At 65.0% G+C, this 16,268-nt stretch carries 18 protein-coding genes; 9 read left to right on the top strand and 9 right to left on the bottom strand.

All coding sequences use genetic code 11. The annotated features are described in order from the left end of the window. Positions 1 to 137: 137 nt before the first annotated feature. The gene (gene pstS, locus IE158_RS00545; RefSeq protein ID WP_189641710.1) at positions 138 to 1,166 is read right to left on the bottom strand and encodes a phosphate ABC transporter substrate-binding protein PstS; all 1,029 of its coding nucleotides are present in this window, start codon (positions 1,164 to 1,166) and stop codon (positions 138 to 140) included. A 136-nt stretch (positions 1,167 to 1,302) separates the two neighbouring features. On the opposite strand from pstS, the gene IE158_RS00550 reads away from it, so the two are divergent. Both IE158_RS00550 and tmk read left to right on the top strand, forming a co-directional pair. Beyond that, positions 1,303 to 2,106, top strand: a complete 804-nt coding sequence (locus IE158_RS00550; RefSeq protein WP_189641711.1) for a Nif3-like dinuclear metal center hexameric protein — start codon at positions 1,303 to 1,305, stop codon at positions 2,104 to 2,106. Between the two features lie 4 nt (positions 2,107 to 2,110). After that, on the top strand, positions 2,111 to 2,764 hold the full coding sequence (gene tmk / locus IE158_RS00555) for a dTMP kinase (protein ID WP_229838800.1): 654 nt from the start codon (positions 2,111 to 2,113) through the stop codon (positions 2,762 to 2,764). A 61-nt stretch (positions 2,765 to 2,825) separates the two neighbouring features. On the opposite strand, the gene IE158_RS00560 is transcribed toward tmk, so the two are convergent. Both IE158_RS00560 and IE158_RS00565 read right to left on the bottom strand, forming a co-directional pair. After that, the gene (locus tag IE158_RS00560; protein ID WP_229838801.1) at positions 2,826 to 3,701 is read right to left on the bottom strand and encodes a glutaminyl-peptide cyclotransferase; all 876 of its coding nucleotides are present in this window, start codon (positions 3,699 to 3,701) and stop codon (positions 2,826 to 2,828) included. A gap of 65 nt (positions 3,702 to 3,766) precedes the next feature. Next, entirely contained in the window at positions 3,767 to 4,882 is a 1,116-nt protein-coding gene (locus IE158_RS00565; RefSeq protein ID WP_189641713.1) for a hypothetical protein, read from the bottom strand. A 122-nt stretch (positions 4,883 to 5,004) separates the two neighbouring features. Between IE158_RS00565 and IE158_RS00570 the strand changes: the two genes are divergently transcribed. Both IE158_RS00570 and IE158_RS00575 read left to right on the top strand, forming a co-directional pair. Continuing rightward, positions 5,005 to 5,991, top strand: coding sequence for an ABC transporter ATP-binding protein (locus IE158_RS00570; protein ID WP_189641714.1), 987 nt, complete (start codon positions 5,005 to 5,007; stop codon positions 5,989 to 5,991). Then, entirely contained in the window at positions 5,984 to 6,883 is a 900-nt protein-coding gene (locus tag IE158_RS00575; protein ID WP_189641715.1) for an ABC transporter permease, read from the top strand. The genes IE158_RS00570 and IE158_RS00575 overlap by 8 nt, the downstream gene beginning before the upstream one ends. A gap of 63 nt (positions 6,884 to 6,946) precedes the next feature. Here the strand turns inward: IE158_RS00575 and IE158_RS00580 are convergent, their stop codons facing one another. Beyond that, positions 6,947 to 7,870 (bottom strand): hypothetical protein, encoded by a 924-nt coding sequence (locus tag IE158_RS00580; protein ID WP_189641716.1) that lies wholly within the window; start codon positions 7,868 to 7,870, stop codon positions 6,947 to 6,949. 175 nt (positions 7,871 to 8,045) lie between these two features. On the opposite strand from IE158_RS00580, the gene IE158_RS00585 reads away from it, so the two are divergent. The 4 genes from IE158_RS00585 (at position 8,046) to IE158_RS00600 (ending at position 10,976) form a co-directional block, all read left to right on the top strand. Beyond that, positions 8,046 to 9,008 (top strand): alpha/beta fold hydrolase, encoded by a 963-nt coding sequence (locus IE158_RS00585; protein ID WP_189641717.1) that lies wholly within the window; start codon positions 8,046 to 8,048, stop codon positions 9,006 to 9,008. Continuing rightward, positions 9,005 to 10,012 (top strand): 4Fe-4S binding protein, encoded by a 1,008-nt coding sequence (locus IE158_RS00590; RefSeq protein ID WP_189641718.1) that lies wholly within the window; start codon positions 9,005 to 9,007, stop codon positions 10,010 to 10,012. Before IE158_RS00585 ends, IE158_RS00590 begins: the two co-directional genes overlap by 4 nt. 155 nt (positions 10,013 to 10,167) lie before the next feature. After that, entirely contained in the window at positions 10,168 to 10,461 is a 294-nt protein-coding gene (locus IE158_RS00595) for a hypothetical protein (RefSeq protein ID WP_229838802.1), read from the top strand. Next, complete coding sequence (locus tag IE158_RS00600) at positions 10,461 to 10,976, top strand: hypothetical protein (RefSeq protein WP_189641719.1); 516 nt, start codon at positions 10,461 to 10,463, stop codon at positions 10,974 to 10,976. Before IE158_RS00595 ends, IE158_RS00600 begins: the two co-directional genes overlap by 1 nt. Positions 10,977 to 11,015: 39 nt before the next feature. Here IE158_RS00600 and IE158_RS00605 read toward each other — a convergent pair whose 3' ends face one another. The 4 genes from IE158_RS00605 to IE158_RS00620 form a co-directional block, all read right to left on the bottom strand. Next, entirely contained in the window at positions 11,016 to 12,017 is a 1,002-nt protein-coding gene (locus tag IE158_RS00605; protein WP_229838803.1) for a serine/threonine-protein kinase, read from the bottom strand. Positions 12,018 to 12,130: 113 nt separating this feature from the next. Next, positions 12,131 to 13,229, bottom strand: a protein-coding gene (gene prfB, locus IE158_RS00610; RefSeq protein ID WP_189641720.1) for a peptide chain release factor 2 whose coding sequence is annotated in 2 segments (ribosomal slippage) — positions 12,131 to 13,183 and positions 13,185 to 13,229 — 1,098 coding nt in all. Because the reading frame shifts where the segments join, the coding sequence is not laid out codon by codon here. A 175-nt stretch (positions 13,230 to 13,404) separates the two neighbouring features. Continuing rightward, positions 13,405 to 13,773, bottom strand: a complete 369-nt coding sequence (locus IE158_RS00615; RefSeq protein ID WP_229838804.1) for a YkgJ family cysteine cluster protein — start codon at positions 13,771 to 13,773, stop codon at positions 13,405 to 13,407. Between the two features lie 89 nt (positions 13,774 to 13,862). Next, entirely contained in the window at positions 13,863 to 14,951 is a 1,089-nt protein-coding gene (locus tag IE158_RS00620; protein ID WP_189641721.1) for a pyridoxal phosphate-dependent aminotransferase, read from the bottom strand. 65 nt (positions 14,952 to 15,016) lie between these two features. Between IE158_RS00620 and IE158_RS00625 the strand changes: the two genes are divergently transcribed. Next, positions 15,017 to 15,325 (top strand): hypothetical protein, encoded by a 309-nt coding sequence (locus IE158_RS00625; protein ID WP_189641722.1) that lies wholly within the window; start codon positions 15,017 to 15,019, stop codon positions 15,323 to 15,325. A 153-nt stretch (positions 15,326 to 15,478) separates the two neighbouring features. Here IE158_RS00625 and IE158_RS00630 read toward each other — a convergent pair whose 3' ends face one another. Further along, entirely contained in the window at positions 15,479 to 16,162 is a 684-nt protein-coding gene (locus IE158_RS00630) for an SRPBCC family protein (protein WP_189641723.1), read from the bottom strand. Positions 16,163 to 16,268 lie beyond the last annotated feature (106 nt).

A 16,268-nucleotide genomic window follows, 5' to 3' on the forward strand; every position in this document is an offset into this window, starting at 1 on the left:
TGAGCGGCCCCCCTCACCCAGACACACTGGGAAAGGGGGCCGCTTTCCTATGCAGATGTTCAGATGCAGTCAAAGGCCCAGCTCCACCGAGGGAACTGGGCCAGCACGCATGAGGACTTGAGCAGGCTAGCAGGGGATCAGAGGGCTTTGCCGCCGTAGGTCATGCTCTTGATGACTTTTTCCACTTTGGGCATCATGCCGGCGGGCAGCTTGGCGTAGTCCAGGCCCTCATTGAACTTCTGGCCATCGTGGGTCATCCACCACAGCAGGTTCTTGAGGTTCTTGCCCTGGGCTTCGGTGCGGCTGCCGTACTTCTGCTCTTTGTAGAAGATGACATAGGTAAAGCTGGCGATGGGCCAAGCCTGCGCGTTGCCCGAGTTCACAATGCTGACACGGGTGTCGCTGGGAATCACCACGCCAGCAGCGGCAGCCGAAGCGGGGCCGTTGTCGGCGGTGATCCAGTTGCCGGCCTTGTTCTTCAGCTGGGCAAAGGGCAGCTTGTTCTGCTTGGCGTAGGCCAGCTCCACGTAACCGATGGCACCGGGGGTGTTCTTGACGGCACCGGCCACCCCGTCATTGCCTTTGGCGGCGCTGCCCACAGGCCACTTCACCGAGTTGCCACGTCCCACTTTGCTCTTGAAGGTGGGGTTCACGGCGCTCAGGTAGTCGGTGAACACATAGGTGGTGCCCGAGGAGTCAGAGCGGCGCACGGGGGTGATGGGCAGGCCGGGCAGCTTGGCACCGGGGTTCAGAGCAGCAATCTTGGGGTCGTTCCACTTTTTGATGCTGCCCAGGTAGATGCCCGCCAGGGTTTCGCCGGTCAGCTTCATGCTGCTCACGCCGGGCACGTTGAATGCGGGCACCACAGCGCCGATAGCGGTGGGCACGTGCAGCAGCGCTGCAGGAGCGGGCTTCATCATGTCGTTGGTCATGGGGTTGTCACTTGCCCCAAAGTCCACGGTGCGGTTGATGATCTGCTTTTGGCCTGCGCCGGAGCCCACCGACTGATAGTTCACGGTCACGCCGGTCTGCTTTTTGTACTCAGCGAACATCTTGGAGTACAGGGGGTTTGGGAACGAAGCGCCCGCGCCGGTGATGGTCTGAGCGGAAGCGGAAGCACCCGCAGCAGCAAGGAGGGTCAGGCCAAGAGTCAACATCTTTTTCATAGGTCAAGCCTGAGCCTCACCCGTCAGCCTCATGTCAAGCTCATGTCAGCCTCATGTCAGCAGCAGGAAGTGAGCTGCCCGAAGAGCGTGAGCGCCGCCGCCCCGCCTGTCAGGGCGACCTACTACACTGAGACCCATGACTGCTTCCAACCCCAACACTGCTGCTCCTGCACGCGCCGAGGTCGGCGTCCCCCGCGACGAACTGGTGCGCTGGCTGAACGAGTACCTGGACACCGACGCCTTTAGCGACGTCAGCCTCAACGGCCTGCAAATTGAGGGCAAAGACCGCGTGACCCGTATTGCCGCCAGCGTGGACAGCAGCCTGCGCTCTATTCAGGCCGCCGCCGATGCAGGCGCAGACCTGCTGCTGGTGCATCACGGCCTGTTCTGGGGCAAGCCACTGGCCGTGACGGGGCCACATGGCCGCCGGGTCAAAGCAGCGCTGGACGCCGGACTGAGCCTCTACGCTTCGCACCTGCCGCTCGACTACCACCGCGAAGTGGGCAACAACGCGATGATCGCCCGCGCCCTGGGCCTGGAAGACCTGGAGGACTTTGGCGAATACGGCGGACGCCGATACGGCCTGGCCGGGACTCTGCCCCGCGAGCTGGACTTGCAGGACTTCGCGGACCGCATTCAGAAGCTGACCGGCGAAATCTGCCTGGTTCACTCGGGCAGCCACCCGTTTGTACACCGCATCGGCATCAATTCGGGCGAGGGTGCGGGCCTGATTCCCGAAGCCGCCCGCATGGGCCTGGATACCTTGCTGACCGGCGAGCCGGAGCACAAATACTTCCACGACGCCTTTGAATACGGTCTGAATGCCGTATTTGCCGGTCACTACGAAACCGAAGTCTTCGGCGTGCGTGCCCTGGCCGCCAAAATCGAAGAAGAATTCGGGCTGCCCTGGCAGTTCATTCACCAGCCCACAGGACTGTAAACCAGTGACAGAAAACAAAAAGGCGAAGGCACTCAGTGGTCTGTTCATCAGCTTCGAGGGGCCGGAAGGCGCGGGCAAAAGCACCCAGCTGGAGAGGCTCCGGGCGAGGCTGGAAGGGGCAGGCCATCAGGTCCTGGCGACCAAAGAGCCAGGCGGGACTCCGGCGGGTGAACAGGTGCGGGCGACCCTGCTGGACCCGGCCCTCAACATGGAGCCCCTGGCCGAGTTTCTGCTGTATTCGGCCAGCCGGGCCCAACTGGTACGCGAACGCCTGCGCCCGGCGCTGGAGCGCGGCGACGTGGTGCTGTGCGACCGCTACGCCGACTCCACACTGGCCTATCAGGGCTACGGACGCAGGCTGGACATGGACTTTCTGCGCCGCGTGACGGCTGAGGCCACCGGCGGCCTGACCCCAGCGCTGACCGTGCTGCTGGACCTGGACCCTGCGGCGGGCCTGGCGCGGGTCGCGGCGCGTGGACAGCCCGACCGCCTGGAAAATGCGCCGCTGGACTTTCACCGGCGTTTGCGCGCAGGCTTTCTGGACCTGGCCGCTGCCGAGCCGGAGCGCTGGCTGGTATTGGACGCCACACGCTCCGCAGATGAACTGGACGCGGCGATTTGGGCGCGGGTGCAGCGGGCACTGGGTGCTCTGAGCTGAAGGCCAATGCCCGGCTGCCCAGCCCCCCGTCTGGGAGCTGAAAGGGGACCGCCGCTGAACCCTACTCGCCGCCGCTGACCTGCACTTCAAACAGCACCGGCCAGCGCTTGCCAGTCAGGAAAAAGGTGCCGGTATCGGCGTTGTAGGCAATACCGTTCAGCACATCGTCGCGGGTCAGGGGGCGGCCCTGCTCAGAGGCCGTACGCGCCGCCTCGTCGGCCAGCGCGGAGGCGTCCAGCCAGCCGGTGACGTTGCCCGTCTGGGGATCAATGCGGGCAATCCGGTCCTGCATCCAGACATTAGCCCAGATGGCGCCGTCTGCCCATTCCAACTCGTTGAGCTGCGGGACTGGCTGGCCTCCGTCGGTCACGGTGATCTGGTGGGTCACCTTGAAGGTGTGTGGGTCACGGAAAAAGAGCGCAGCGCTCCCGTCGCTCATGATCAGTTCCTGGCCGTTGTGGGTCAGGCCCCAGCCTTCGCCCTGGTAGGCGTAGGTCTCCTGAAGTTGCAGCGCCTGGTCAAAGCGGTAGGCCTCGCCGGTCTGCCAGGTGATGTGGTACACCTGTCCATTAAGGAATGTGGCTCCCTCACCGAACGCCTGTGGACTGGGGGTGGGGGCCTGCGCCTCTATCTGCCCGGTGCTGGGGTCTACCCAACGCACGCCAGACTCGCCCACCTGGCCGGTGCTTTCCAGCAGGCGGCCCTCTACCCATTGCAGCCCCTGGGTAAAAGCGGCTGGGTCATGGGGAAATCGCTTCAGCACTTCGGGCCTCAGCGTGGGCACCAGCGCGGGCATATCTGGTGCAGTGGCTGGCGCAGCCGGGGCGGAGCTCGTCTGTGGCTGAGCCTCAGCAGCACGGGCCGAAGTGGTAGAAGTGGTCGGCGCAGGCTGACAAGCACACAGCAGCGAGACCAGCAAAAAGGAGAGGGAACGCATCTTCAGAGCAGTCTACCGGGGAGCAGCACACACAGGGTTGGTCCAGTCCGCTTAGTCCAGCCTGCTTATTCCAGCTCGATAGCCACCGGCAAACTGCGCGGCACCGTCACGCTGATGGTCTGCGGGGCGTAGCCGTCAGCCGACACACGGATGCGGTACTCGCCAGGACCGGGCAGCTGCATGGTGCCGGGAGCGGTGCCCTCGGCCTGCTGGGGGTCTACGGTTAGCTGCGGCGGGGCGTCCAACACGCGCAGCTGAACCGGCACCTCACTGCCGCGCACGGTATAGCGCACCTCGCAGCAAGCCGGAGGTTCAAGCGGCGCACCAGGCACTTTCAGGTTCTGATACGCCCAGAAACTGCCAGCCAGCACCCCCGCCAGCGCCAGCGAAGTGAGCAGCCACGGCCAGGGCGACACCCCCCGCCGCACCCCACCAGACGCAGTGACCGGCGCAGCCGAGGACAGCGGGGTCGCAGGTGGCGGCGTTGCAGGTCGTGGCGGTGTCGGGACCAGCGGTCTTGTGGCAGTCAGCTTCTGGGGGGGATTAGGCTGGGCAGCCAGCTCCGGCCTGGGTTCCTCCTGCCAGCGGGCCAGCAGGTCCTGCGCCGCCTGCGGGGCCGTGGCTTCACGCAGCGCAGGCAGCCAGCCAGCGGGCAAATCCGCTTCCTCCCGCACGTCAGCAAGCGCTCCGCCCAGCCGCCGCACATCCTGGGCAAAATCGGGAACGGCCAAAGGGTTCGGCTCCCGCTCCCGTTGCCAGGGCACGCCCGCTCCAGCCAGATAAACCTGGTTCCCGCGCCGCCACAGCAGTTCTGGGCGCACGCCCCCGTGGGCTGCACCTGCGCGGTGCAGGGTTGCCAGTGCTCCCAGCAAGTCCAGGAGTGCAGCGCGGTCCAGTGAGCGCAGCGGCTCGGCCCCGGGTGGCAGGGCACTGCCCAGGTAGGCAGCGCGGCCTCCCGGTTGCCCGTTTTCGCCGGGCACCTCGGCTACACCGGAGTGGGCCAGAGGGAGCAGGGCGGGGTGCCGAGTGGCAAGGTCAGGCCGGGCAGACAGCAAGTAAGCGGCGGGCAGCACAAAGATCAGCGCAGGACTTTCGCTGGCGCTCTCCAGTCCCTGCCAGACCTGCGCAGCGTCTGTCCCCCCCAAGTTCCGCTGCAATTCGTAGCCGCCCAGCCGTCTCATAGGGCTCATTATAGGGAGCGGCCCTGTAGGCCCGGTCAGGTGCAGGCACATCCCCGCCCAGCCTCTGGCTGAGTGTCCCCATCCGACAATTGCCCCCGGGCGCGGCGACTATGTTGAGAAGCATGACCGTTCCTCTTGCCAGCACGCCCGTCATCGTGACCCACGACCTGCGCAAGAGCTACGGCCCCAAAGAGGTCGTGCGCGGCCTGAACCTCCGGGTCGGGCGCGGCGAAGTCTTCGGGTTCCTGGGTCCCAATGGCGCAGGCAAAAGCACCACGGTCAAAATGCTGCTGGGCCTGGTGCGGCCCACCTCAGGGCAACTGCAAGTGCTGGGCGGCTCGCCGGACAACCCGGCGGTGCGGGCGCGGCTGGGCTTTTTGCCCGAGCAGTTTCGCTTCCAGACCTGGATGACTGGGGATGAATTCCTGACCTTTCACGGACAGCTGGCCGGGCTGCGCAGCGCCGAGATTCGCGCCCGTGTGCCGCAGGTGCTGGAGCGGGTGGGGCTGGCCGGGCGCGGGGGCGAGCGGCTGGAAGGCTATTCCAAAGGCATGCTTCAGCGGGCCGGGTTGGCCTCGGCGCTGCTGGCGCGGCCCGAATTGGTCTTTTTGGACGAACCGACCAGCGCCCTGGACCCCATCGGGCGTATAGAAGTGCGCCGCATCATTGAAGACCTGCGCGGCGAAGGTGTCAGTGTCTTTCTGAATTCGCACCTGCTGGCAGAGGTGGAACAGGTGTGTGACCATGTGGCGTTCGTGCGCCAGGGTCAGGTGCTGCGCCAGGGCCGCCTCAGCGAAGTGATGGGCGGCGACCTGCGCGTGCGTGTAGAGCTGGACACCGCCCCCCCGGCCACGCTCAACATACTCCGCAGTTTCGGGCCGATTCTGTCGCAGCAAGCCCAGCCAGCTGGCACAGTCACGCTGGAAGTGGGCCTGAACAGCGAAAGCCAGGTGCCCGAGCTGGCCCGCCGCTTGCTGGACAGTGGAGCGCAGCTGTACGCGCTGACCCCGCTGCGCCCCGAACTGGAAGACATTTTCCTGGAACTGGTCGGCCAAAGCGGTGAAGCGGCCCCGGCCCCCACCAACGCACCGGAGGCAGCCCATGCTTAAGTTCAGCGACTTTAACCTCAATCCCCGCCGCGTGGGCCTGATGGCCTCGCTGTCCTTACGCGAATCGCTGCGCAAGCGTCTGGTCGCAGTCCTGCTGATTCTGACAGCGCTGTTCGTAGGGTTCTATCTGTATGGGATTTACCGCATGTACCTGGATTTCCTGGACCGGCCCGGTGGCCTGGACCCAGTGACCGGCGAGCTGGGCAGCGCCCTGATTCCGGTGAATTTTGCGGCCATGTTCGGCATGTATCTCGTCACCTTTTTGGGATCACTCATGGCAGTGCTGTCCACCGTGGGTTCAGTCAGTGCCGACGTAGAAAGCGGCGTGGTGCAGAGTGTTATTTCGCGCCCAGTCAGCCGCGCCGAGCTGGTCGCCGGACGCTGGCTGGGCTTCAGCATCGTGAATGCGGCCTATGTCCTGTTGGTCAGCGCTGTGATGCTGGGCGGCGTGTACCTCATTACTGGCTTTATGCCGCCCAATCCACTGGCCGCCATAGCCCTCATCGTCCTGAGCATCCTGCTGACTACGGCCCTGACCGTGCTGGGCAGCACCCTCTTTACCACGCTCGCCAACGGTATCGGGGTCTTTGTGCTGTACGGCGTGGGCATGGCCGGAGGCTTCCTGAATGCCATCGGCACGCTGGTGAATAGCCCAGTCATGCAGACCCTCAGCCGCGCCGCCAACACCCTGATGCCCACCAACGAGCTGTGGCTGGGGGCCAGCTACCACTTGCAACACCCCGAAGTCAATGCGGGCCTCAAGCTGTCTCCGGTGCCCAATCCGCTCTTTGGCAGCGACCCGGTGAGCCCGGCCATGCTCCTGTGGTCCATCTGTCTGACGGTGTTGGCAGTCCTGGCGGCGATGTGGCACTTCAGCCGGCGCGACCTGTAGCCGCGTCAAAGAGCAGGCCCGGCCCCTTCAGCAGAAGGCCGGACCTGCTCGCCAAGTTGCCGCTCAGCGGTTGTCAGCTTTTTCCAGATCCCCCAGCGACACCACCGAATCTTCGGGTTCGATTTGGGTGTCAAAAGCAGCGTTGCCACCTGCCACCGTGGCCTGCTGGTCCACACCGCCCTTATCGAGCCCAAAGAAAGTGTCCCGCTTTTCGGTCTCCAGGTGGTGCTGAATCTGGGGCGGACGCTCCTCAACCCCAAATGCACCGGAGACGCTGGGCACCGTCGGTTCGGGCAGATGCACCGCTGGACGCTCACGTTCAGCACGGGCGCGCTGCACGTTCAACTCGCGGCTGACGTCCCGGCTCTCCATCTGGCGTTCACGCAGGGCGATGTCACGCTCAACCTGGGCAATCTCCTGCTCAATCAGGTCCAGAATCTCGGGGGCGGCGCGGTGGTGGTAGGCGCGGCCCAACCGGGCATACAGGCTTTCGAGGTCGCGGCTGTAGCCCATCACTTCCACCTTGAGTCGGGCCGTATTCGCCAGTTGTTCGCCGCGCTGACGCAGGCCCTCTGTGCGGCTCAGCAGGGTGTCTTTGAGGCTGCCCAGCACGCCGCCGTCGTCCCTGGCGTGCTCCGTACTCGGTGCGGGGCGGTGCTCCTCCACCACCTGTACGCCGCCTGTCTCGGCGGAGTAGGTAACGGTACGCACTTTGCCGAGACGGCTGCCCGGTTCATTGTCGGCCTGTGCAGTGTCAGCCTGTGCAGGTTGAGAAAGCGTGCGGGGCGGCACAGCGGCTGGCCCGTCCCCACCAACCCCGGCAGTCTGGCGCAGGTCCTGCTCGGCGTATAGCGGCTTGCCCGCCGCGTCACTGGGGGCGGTACGGTCAGTGGTGTTCACAGCGTCAGCCGCGTCGGCAGGCACCGCCCGTTCGTCACGCTGGTCTTCGGGCCGAGTCTGCTGGAAATCGCGCTCAGGAGTGGTCATGGTTGCATTGTGCGGGCAGACTCAGCGCAGCCGGGTGAAAAGGCGTTAAGCCTCCCTGGGGCATTGCCACTGCCAACTGCCCCATAGGCCCATCCCCCATAGGCTTGAGCAAGCGGCTGCAATCGCAGCCTGAGCAGCCATTCTCTGACCGGGACCGGGCTATGCTGGGTCCGCTGTGCCGCTGCCTTTTCCCTCCCGACGATCCTTGCTGTCTGCGGCAGCCCTGCTGGCAGCCGGTGCCCTGAGCGTCTCCGGTTGGCAAAGCCGCACCGAGCGGCGCTATCCCCCGCTGGGGCGGACGCTGCGCCTCCCTTCTGGGCCGGTGCATGTGGTGGAAGGCGGCACCCCGTCCGGGCCCGCGCTGGTCCTGATTCACGGCAGCGACGGAGTGGCCCACGACTGGCCCAGCTCACCGTTGTGGCCGCTGCTGGCACCCCATTACCGCCTGATCGCGCCTGACCGACTGGGGCACGGCTATACTCCGGCCAGCGGCGAAATCACCGTGTCGGCGGGAGCCCAGCAACTGGCCGAATTGCTTGACGCCCTGGGCGTAACGCAGGCCACACTATTGGGCCATTCCTACGGTGCGCCGGTGGCGCTGGCCCTGACCGCGCGGCGACCAGACCGGGTCAGTGGGTTGGTGCTGGTGTCCCCCCTGGCTTTTCCGGCACCGGGGCTGACCAGGCCGCTGGCCCGCTTGCTGGCGTGGCCGCCAGCAAAGTGGTTGGTCACGCGCATTTTGCTGATTCCGCTGGGCCTCGCCGTGGTCGAGCTCGAAGGCGGGCGCGCCTTTGCGCCGGCCCCCATGCCCCAGCCCTGGCGGCGCATGATGCGCGCTTTCTCGCTGCGGCGCTCACAGCTGCTGGCCCTGGCGGAGGAGAACCGCACCATTGCCCGCGAACTGAGGGGGCTGATGCCAGGCTACGCTGAGCTGCACCTGCCGGTGGCCCTGCTGGCTGGCAATCAGGACGCCCTTTCGCCTGCGCAGGACCACGCCATACCGCTGGCGGCGCAGCTCCCCCGAGCACAGCTGCGGCTGCTGAGCGGCGGCCACCAGCTGCACTGGACGCACCCGCAGGAGGTGGCCGCTGCCGTGCGGCAGATAACAGGCCTGACCACACTTAGGGAGACCTCATGAACCGCTGGCTGGACCGCCTGAGCGAACTGGGCACCCTGGAACCGCGCTACACCGCCCAACGCTGCCTCCGCGAGCGTCAGACGGTAGATGGCTGTGACCTGTGCGCCCAGGCTTGCCCGCACGAAGCGGTCATCCTCGGCCCTCTGGGCAACTCGGTGCAGATTGACCCAGACCGCTGCACCGGCTGCGGCCTGTGCGTGCAGGCTTGCCCCAGCGGCGCACTGGAATACGACCTGACTGGTCCGCTGACCTCGGTTCAGGGCCAGCGGGGAGGGCCTGGGCAGCCGGAGACCGAAGCCAGCCTCACCTGTTCGCAAAGCGGAGCGGGTGGCCCCAGCCTCACCTGCCTGGGGCGCGTGACGCCCGCGCTCCTGTCGGCAGCTGGCGCGTGGGACGTGCCACTGACGCTGATTCACGGCGACTGCGCCGCGTGCCCCGTAGGTGCCCCCGACGTGCCGCAGCGCCTACACCGCGTATTGAGTGACGCTGAGCGGCTGCGTGAAGCCACTGGCCGTCCGGCGCAGGTGGAGGTGAGGGCCGCTCGGCCAGAGGACCAGGCCCGCGCTCAGCGATTCTCACGGCGCGGCGCACTGGGTCAGCTGGTCAGCAGTGGCCGCCGCGAGCTGGTGGGCCTGATCCCCGAATCTCCGCTGCCGTTTGTGGACTGGTCCGAACCCGCCGAACGCACGCCCCAGGAATGGCGCTGGCGCAAGGCCAGCCTGAGTCCATCCCCCGCACCCATCGCCCCGGTGTACTGGCCTGCACCTCTGGTTGACGAAAAGTGCATGGACTGCCCAGTCTGCTCCAATGTCTGCCCCACCGAGGCCATCACCCGCACACATGACGCTGCCGGAACCCTGCACCTGACCCTGGACCTGAGCGCCTGTACCGGCTGCATGGCCTGCGTGGACAGCTGCCCGCCACAGGCCATGCACCGCCAGGACATCTGGCGAGCTGCCGCGCTGGACGCTCCTCTATTGCTGTTCGAGAAAGTCCGGCCCTGAGTCCAGGCTGGAAAAATGGAACAGCAAAGCTTCAGGAGCTCACGCACAAGGATGAAGAAGACCATCAGCACCGTTCAGGACGCGCTGTAAGCATGTTGTGGGGCACTGCCGGATAGCGTAACCATAAAGTCAGTAACACATACAGGGAAAATGACATGAATATAACTATTCTTCTTCTGGTCGCTGGTCTGGCGATTATGGTTTACAACCTCTTCAGCGGCTCTCAGCTGCGGCGCGAGATTCAGGGCGGCGTCATTGGGCTTCGCCTGAGCCAACTGCTGGCCATGATTCTGATGTTCGCGCTGGGCTACCTGGCTGCCACCGTGCTGGCCCTGGGACAACCTGAAAACAGCTCACTCCTGGTCCTGGCCGTCATCCTGCTGCTGGGGGCGGCTTTTGTCACCCTGGTCCTGCGGCTTATCCGTGATGTGATCGCCGCACTGGGCTAATGGGAGATTCCCCAATCAGCACTGGCGCATTTCGCCGCCTGCCCCGTCAGGCCACGCAGCCCCTTTCACGGGAGGAGCTGCGGGTGTACATGTCCTGCTTGGGACAGCGGACTGCTGCCGAACTGTGTGAAGCGGCGCGATTGTCCCAAGCCGCAACAGAGCAGGCAATTGCCGGACTCTTGCGGCTTGGGCTATTGCAGCCGGTGCAGACCTCCGCTGACGTCTCAGGTCTGCTGAGCGACCTGCCCACAGGCCACCAACACCAGCCACCTTCAGACTTAGGGCAGCAGTCACCTGCGGATTTCGATGTTCAGCGGGCCATGGACGCCGTCGCGCCCGTTCTCCAGGCCAATTTGGGGGCACGCAGCGAGGAGATTCTCCAGCGACTGGCCAACTCGGCAGACCCAGCGGCGTTCGGGGCCGAGGTTCAGCGCACGGCCAGCCGTCTGCGCCTGGTCGTCAGTGTGCAGGCAGCGGAGCAGTTGGAGCAGGCCTGGCAGGACGCTCAGCCCTGACCCAAGTTCAGCTTGGCCAGATTCCAGCCTAACCACAATTCAGGAAGGGCCGCCCTTTTTGCGGAAAGGATTCCAGCGTGAGAACAGGCCGCTGGCTGGCTCGTCCGCTGCCCTGCACTCAGGGGCGGGAGCTGCCGCATGTCGGCCCAGCCGAACGCCACTCTCAGTCACGCCCTTTTCGGTCGCAGTTCCGGCGGGAGCGGGTGACTGGTTTCCAGCGGCCTCCGCCAGTGCTTCCAGCAGTTCGTCCAACCCAGGGCGGTCTGCCGGCGCTTTGGCAAGGGCCCGCTGAAGCAGCCGCGCCAGCGAACGGGGCACCTGCGGAGCGATGTGCGACAGGGCCGGGGCCGCAGTCAGCAGGTGCTCACCCATCAGGTCCTCGTAGCTCTCGGCGCGGAAGGGGCGCTGACCAGCCAGCACCTCGTATCCCAGCACCCCCAGGGAATACACATCGCTGGCCGCCGTGCCGCCTTCTCCCCGGTAGATTTCAGGAGCCATATAAAAAGGGCTGCCGCCTGCCCGCCCGCCCTGGGCAATCATGTAGGACGCTCCAAAATCAGCCAGCACCGCACGGTTGCCGTCCAGATAGACATTCTGCGTCTTGACATCCTGGTGGACCGCGCCCTGACCGTGCATGTAGTGCAGCCCCGCCGCCACGCCATGCAGAATGCCTGCTCCCCGCTCCAGCGGCAGCGGCGCTCCCGCCGTCAGCTGGCCGTCCAGGGAACCTTCGGGGAAATACTCCAGCGTCAGGTAAGCGCCCTCGCCGTACGCCTGCCCGCTGTATCCCCGGACCAGATGGGTGTGACGCAGTTGCAGCGTCATGCGGACTTCGTTGGCAAACATCTCGGCTGCGCCAGGATTGTCCTGCCGCGCCGCAGCCGGAAGCAGGACTTTGAGGGCCACCTGACGGCCCCCTTGGTCATAGGCCAGGTAGACATGCGCCGTGCTGCCGCTCCCCAGCAAACGGACCGGCTGAACACCAGCCGCGGCCGCAGCCGGAATCTCAGGCATGGAATGGGAAGGTGGCAAAGAAGTCATTGTGGTGCCTGCCAGTCTAGTGGACCGCCGCGCACACGGTTGGCACAGAATCGCCGGGGCGGGGAAATCAGGGGCACGTCCGGCCTCTTTTTCCCGCCCCGGCGCAGACCTGCTTAGTCGTCGTCGCCGGATTCCTCCGCCACGCGCTTGCCGGCCTTCCACTCCAGGCCCGCCCACATCAGGTCGTCGAGGTCACCGTCCAGCACATCATCGGGGTTGTGCTGCATCAGGCCCGAGCGGTGGTCTTTGATGTACTGCTTGTCCAGCACATAGGAGCGCATCTGGCTGCCCCACTCTACACTCGACTGCTGCCCACGCGCGGCCAGCGCTTCTTCTTCACGCTTACGCATTTCGATGTCGTACAGCCGCTGCTTGAGGATTTGCAGGGCCAGCTCATGGTTCTTGATCTGGCTGCGGGTGATCTGACAGGCCACGGCGATGCCGGTGGGCAAGTGGGTCAGGCGCACGGCGGAGTCGGTGGTGTTCACACCCTGCCCGCCCGAGCCCTGTGAGCGGAACACGTCACGGCGCAGGTCGGAGTCGGGAATATGAATATCAATCTCTTCTTCGGGCACTTCCGGCACCACATCCACACTGGCAAAGCTGGTCTGGCGGCGGTTGTTGGAGTCAAAGGGCGACACCCGCACCAGGCGGTGAACCCCGTGCTCAGCACTCATCATGCCGTAAGCTTTTTCGCCCCGGATGATGAATTCAATGCTTTGGTAGCCCGCCTGGTCACCCGGCTGCTCGTCGAGAATGTCTACCTTGTAGCCCCGGCGCTCGGCCCAGCGCATGTACATGCGGGCCAGCATTCCGGCCCAATCCTGAGCTTCGGTGCCGCCTGCGCCGCCCTTGACGCGGATGATGGCCGAGGTATCGGCGTGCTTCATGGTGAAAAGAGTCTCGCGGTACAGCTCATCTACCCGCTGCTCAATCCCGGCCTGTTCTTCCAGCAGCATTTCGCGCTCTTCGTCGCCTTCAGCCAGTTCTAGCATCTCGGCCAGGCCGTCCAGATCGGATTTCAGCCCACGGTACTTTTCGACTACACCGCGTACACCAGTGGCTTCCTGGGTGACGCTACGGGCACGGCTCTGGTCATTCCACAGGTCCGGATCGGCCAGAAAGTGGTCAAGTTCGTTTAGGCGGCGTTCCTTGCCGGGAATGTCAAAGATACTCCCGGAGGGACGCCAATTTTTCTTGCAGTTCTTGCATGGCGTTCACTCCTTGTCTGGGCTGAGCCGTCCCACTGGGGGCTCAGCAGTGCCGCAGTTCGGCAGGCAAAGTTCAGTATACGGCGCGGGGAGAGAGCGATTGGCAGACTAAACATCCTGCTGCATTCGGCCCTGTCTCCCCCGCTTGGCTCGCAGCAACGGCGGATACCTTTCGGTCAACTGCTCTTTGGTCCGGCACTCTCGCCAGCCGCTTCCTCCAGCAGACCGTAAATCTCCAAGAAGCGCCGCGTGCGTGCCTCCAGCGTCGGCAGCGGAGCCACTTCACCGCACACCCAGTCCGGTTGGTAGGACCGGCAGATGGCCGGGCGCTGAGCATACACCGCACACAGGCAGCCTGCGCCTTCCTGTTCCCGTCCCAGATGGAGGCAGGGCACGCCCAAAGGCTTGTGGAGCGCAGCAATATCCGGCGCAGAGCAGCAAGCGCCGCAGGCCGTACACACCCGCCCTGCACGCGGCCAGGGCGAACGGGGCGGGTAGCCTGGCGGCACCGCTTCGCCAGGAGTGCTTGGGGGCGACTCAGTCACTGGGCCACTGTAGCTGCTCTCTGAACCAGGCTGAGCCGTGGCCTCAGACGCACAGCCACCATCTGCGCCGCCCCTCTCCCCTTTTCGGCTCAGCGGGCCGCTTCAGCAGCCTGCAAAAAAGCGTCGTTGTCTTCGGGCTTGCCTACGCTCACGCGCAAGCAGTCGCCCAGCACCGGCAGACCTTTTTGGCCGCGCACCACCACGTCATGCTGTTCCAGCAGGCGCACCGCCGCTGCATCGTCAGGCGTCTGAATCAGGAAAAAATTGGTGCTGCTGGGCCAGGCTTTCCAGTGGGGATGGCCTTCCAGGGCGGCCAGCATCCGCTCACGCTCGCGGTTATTTTCCTCAACCCGCTCACGCACGTACTCAGGGTGCTCCATCGCCACTTCCAGCGCGCACTGGGTCAGCACATTGATTGAGAAGGCTGGCACCAGCTTGCTCAGCTGCGCGGCCAGCTCGGGGTGGGCCAGCGCATAACCCAGCCGCAGCCCGGCCAGCCCCCAGGCTTTGGAAAAGGTCCGCAGGCTCAGCACGCTGGGATGCTCGCGCACCAGAGCACGGTAATCGGTGCCGCTGAACTGGTAGTAGGCTTCGTCAATCACGGTCAGCCAGCCATGGGCAGCAGCCGTCTCGACCAGGCCGCGCACCACCTCGGGCCGGTCAGCGTGGCCGGTGGGGGCCTGAGGCTGAATCAGCACAAACAGGCCAGGGCCACGGCTCTCCAGCTCTTTTTTCAGGGCCTCTGCGGGCAGCGACAGGTCAGGCTGCACCGGCACCTTGACCAGCTCTGCGCCCAGCATTCCAGCTTCTAGTGGATACACCGCAAAGGTGGGGTCAGTGGTCAGCACCGTCTGCCCGATACCGGCCAGCTCGGTGAGCACCTTGATCATGACGTTGCTGCCCGAACTTACCACCACGCCCGCCGCGTCCCAGTCCTCCAGCCGGGCGATGGCCTGCCGCAGCTCGGTGGTGTTCAGGTCGGTGTAGCGCTGCCAGGGGCGCTCCAGCATTCGCTGCGCTGCCAATGCCTTGAGCTCAGCCGGAAAGTCGTAGGCGCTCTCATTCTGGTCCAGCTTGATACGGGCCTTGCTGGGCACGTAGGGGTAAGCCGGAATGTCCTGCACCTGACGGCGCACGCTACTCAGCGGGGAACCAGCGAGCGGAGATTGGGTGGTCATGCTCTGTTTTACCATTCTGCGTAGCGTCCCAGGTCTGTGGCGGGCCGCGTGCTAGCCTGCCGCATATGGCTCACGAAACCGTCACCGTCAGCGTCCGCACCGCTCTGGTGGACGGCCAGGCCCGCGCCGCCCGCACCGGACGCACCCAGCAAATCGAGCTGGGCGAGGACCTGTTTATCCGCATCGCGCCGGGCGGACGCAAGTTCTTGCTGTTTTGTCTGGGCGACGAAAACGAACCTGACAAGGCCACCGCACAGACCATCGCTCAGACCTTGGGCCTGGATGACCCGCAGTACGGCTGGCACCAGGGCAAGTCCCTGCGCTCTTTGACGGTGATGGAAGCGGGCGAAGAGCAGTCCAACGCCGACTCCTAAAAAGCTGTGCTGCTGTAGCAAGAGTGGCGTTTGAGTAGTGTGAGCAGTCAGAAACAATGCGGGTATGGCCGCCGCTTCCATTCGCCCGAGAAAAGCAAGAAAAAAAGCGCCCTCCTGAGGGGCGCTTTCTGACAATCGTTTGAGTGTTGAGCCTCAGTTCTTGGGCACGGTTCCGCCTTCAAAGGCGGCCTTGAATTTCTGGAGGTCTTCGGCAATCTGCTGGCTGGGTTCTTCACCAAACAGCTTGGCGACAGCGGCACCCAGGGCGCCGGCCGGCGGACGGTAGCTCAGGGCCACATGCACGCGGGTCTTGTCGCCGGCCAGGCTCTCGAACTGCACGCTGCCGGCGTTGTCCACCGTGGCACCGGGCAGCGAGTGCCAACCGATACGCTCGCCGGGCTTGTCGTTCACGATTTCGGCTTCCCACTCCACATTGGTGCCCAGCGGAGCCTTGGCCACCCAGCGGCTGCGGCGGCTGTCCAGCTCAGTCACGCTTTCCAGGTGGCTCATGATTTGGGGCAGGTTTTCCAGCTTGCGCCAGTAGCCGTACACATCCTGGGCGGGGCGGTCAATCACGACCGAATGCTCCACGAAAATGGGCTTGGCAGAGGCGCTGGCGCTGCCCAGACCGGCCGCTTCCATCACAGGGTCCGAGCCGGTCGCGGCGCGGTAGGCGAGGTAGCCGCCCACAGCCGCCATCCCCAGGCCCAGCACGCCACGGCGGCCCAGGCCCAGCATCAGCAGGGCACCACCAGCCGCGCCGCTCAGCAGGCGGCTTTGGTCAATCTCACCGAGGGCGCTGGCGTCACTTCCATTTTTATTCGTCTGTTTGGTCATTTGAATCTCCTCCGTTGGGTTCACTGTAGTGTATGTGGCTCACCTTCCGGGCAGGGTGAAGTTTGCCCCAACATCAGCTTAACAGCGCTGGAACGCGGCTTATAGT

It is taken from the genome of Deinococcus piscis (assembly GCF_014653275.1).
Classification (GTDB): Bacteria; Deinococcota; Deinococci; order Deinococcales; family Deinococcaceae; genus Deinococcus; species Deinococcus piscis.

What these genes read in the sequence shown, in the direction of transcription:
- pstS (WP_189641710.1), bottom strand. Translation starts at nt 1,166, where the DNA reads ATGAAAAAGATGTTGACTCTTGGCCTGACCCTCCTTGCTGCTGCGGGT.
- IE158_RS00550 (WP_189641711.1), top strand. Translation starts at nt 1,303, where the DNA reads ATGACTGCTTCCAACCCCAACACTGCTGCTCCTGCACGCGCCGAGGTC.
- IE158_RS00560 (WP_229838801.1), bottom strand. Translation starts at nt 3,701, where the DNA reads ATGCGTTCCCTCTCCTTTTTGCTGGTCTCGCTGCTGTGTGCTTGTCAG.
- IE158_RS00565 (WP_189641713.1), bottom strand. Translation starts at nt 4,882, where the DNA reads ATGAGACGGCTGGGCGGCTACGAATTGCAGCGGAACTTGGGGGGGACA.
- IE158_RS00570 (WP_189641714.1), top strand. Translation starts at nt 5,005, where the DNA reads ATGACCGTTCCTCTTGCCAGCACGCCCGTCATCGTGACCCACGACCTG.
- IE158_RS00575 (WP_189641715.1), top strand. Translation starts at nt 5,984, where the DNA reads ATGCTTAAGTTCAGCGACTTTAACCTCAATCCCCGCCGCGTGGGCCTG.
- IE158_RS00580 (WP_189641716.1), bottom strand. Translation starts at nt 7,870, where the DNA reads ATGACCACTCCTGAGCGCGATTTCCAGCAGACTCGGCCCGAAGACCAG.
- IE158_RS00590 (WP_189641718.1), top strand. Translation starts at nt 9,005, where the DNA reads ATGAACCGCTGGCTGGACCGCCTGAGCGAACTGGGCACCCTGGAACCG.
- IE158_RS00595 (WP_229838802.1), top strand. Translation starts at nt 10,168, where the DNA reads ATGAATATAACTATTCTTCTTCTGGTCGCTGGTCTGGCGATTATGGTT.
- IE158_RS00600 (WP_189641719.1), top strand. Translation starts at nt 10,461, where the DNA reads ATGGGAGATTCCCCAATCAGCACTGGCGCATTTCGCCGCCTGCCCCGT.
- IE158_RS00605 (WP_229838803.1), bottom strand. Translation starts at nt 12,017, where the DNA reads ATGACTTCTTTGCCACCTTCCCATTCCATGCCTGAGATTCCGGCTGCG.
- IE158_RS00620 (WP_189641721.1), bottom strand. Translation starts at nt 14,951, where the DNA reads ATGACCACCCAATCTCCGCTCGCTGGTTCCCCGCTGAGTAGCGTGCGC.
- IE158_RS00625 (WP_189641722.1), top strand. Translation starts at nt 15,017, where the DNA reads ATGGCTCACGAAACCGTCACCGTCAGCGTCCGCACCGCTCTGGTGGAC.
- IE158_RS00630 (WP_189641723.1), bottom strand. Translation starts at nt 16,162, where the DNA reads ATGACCAAACAGACGAATAAAAATGGAAGTGACGCCAGCGCCCTCGGT.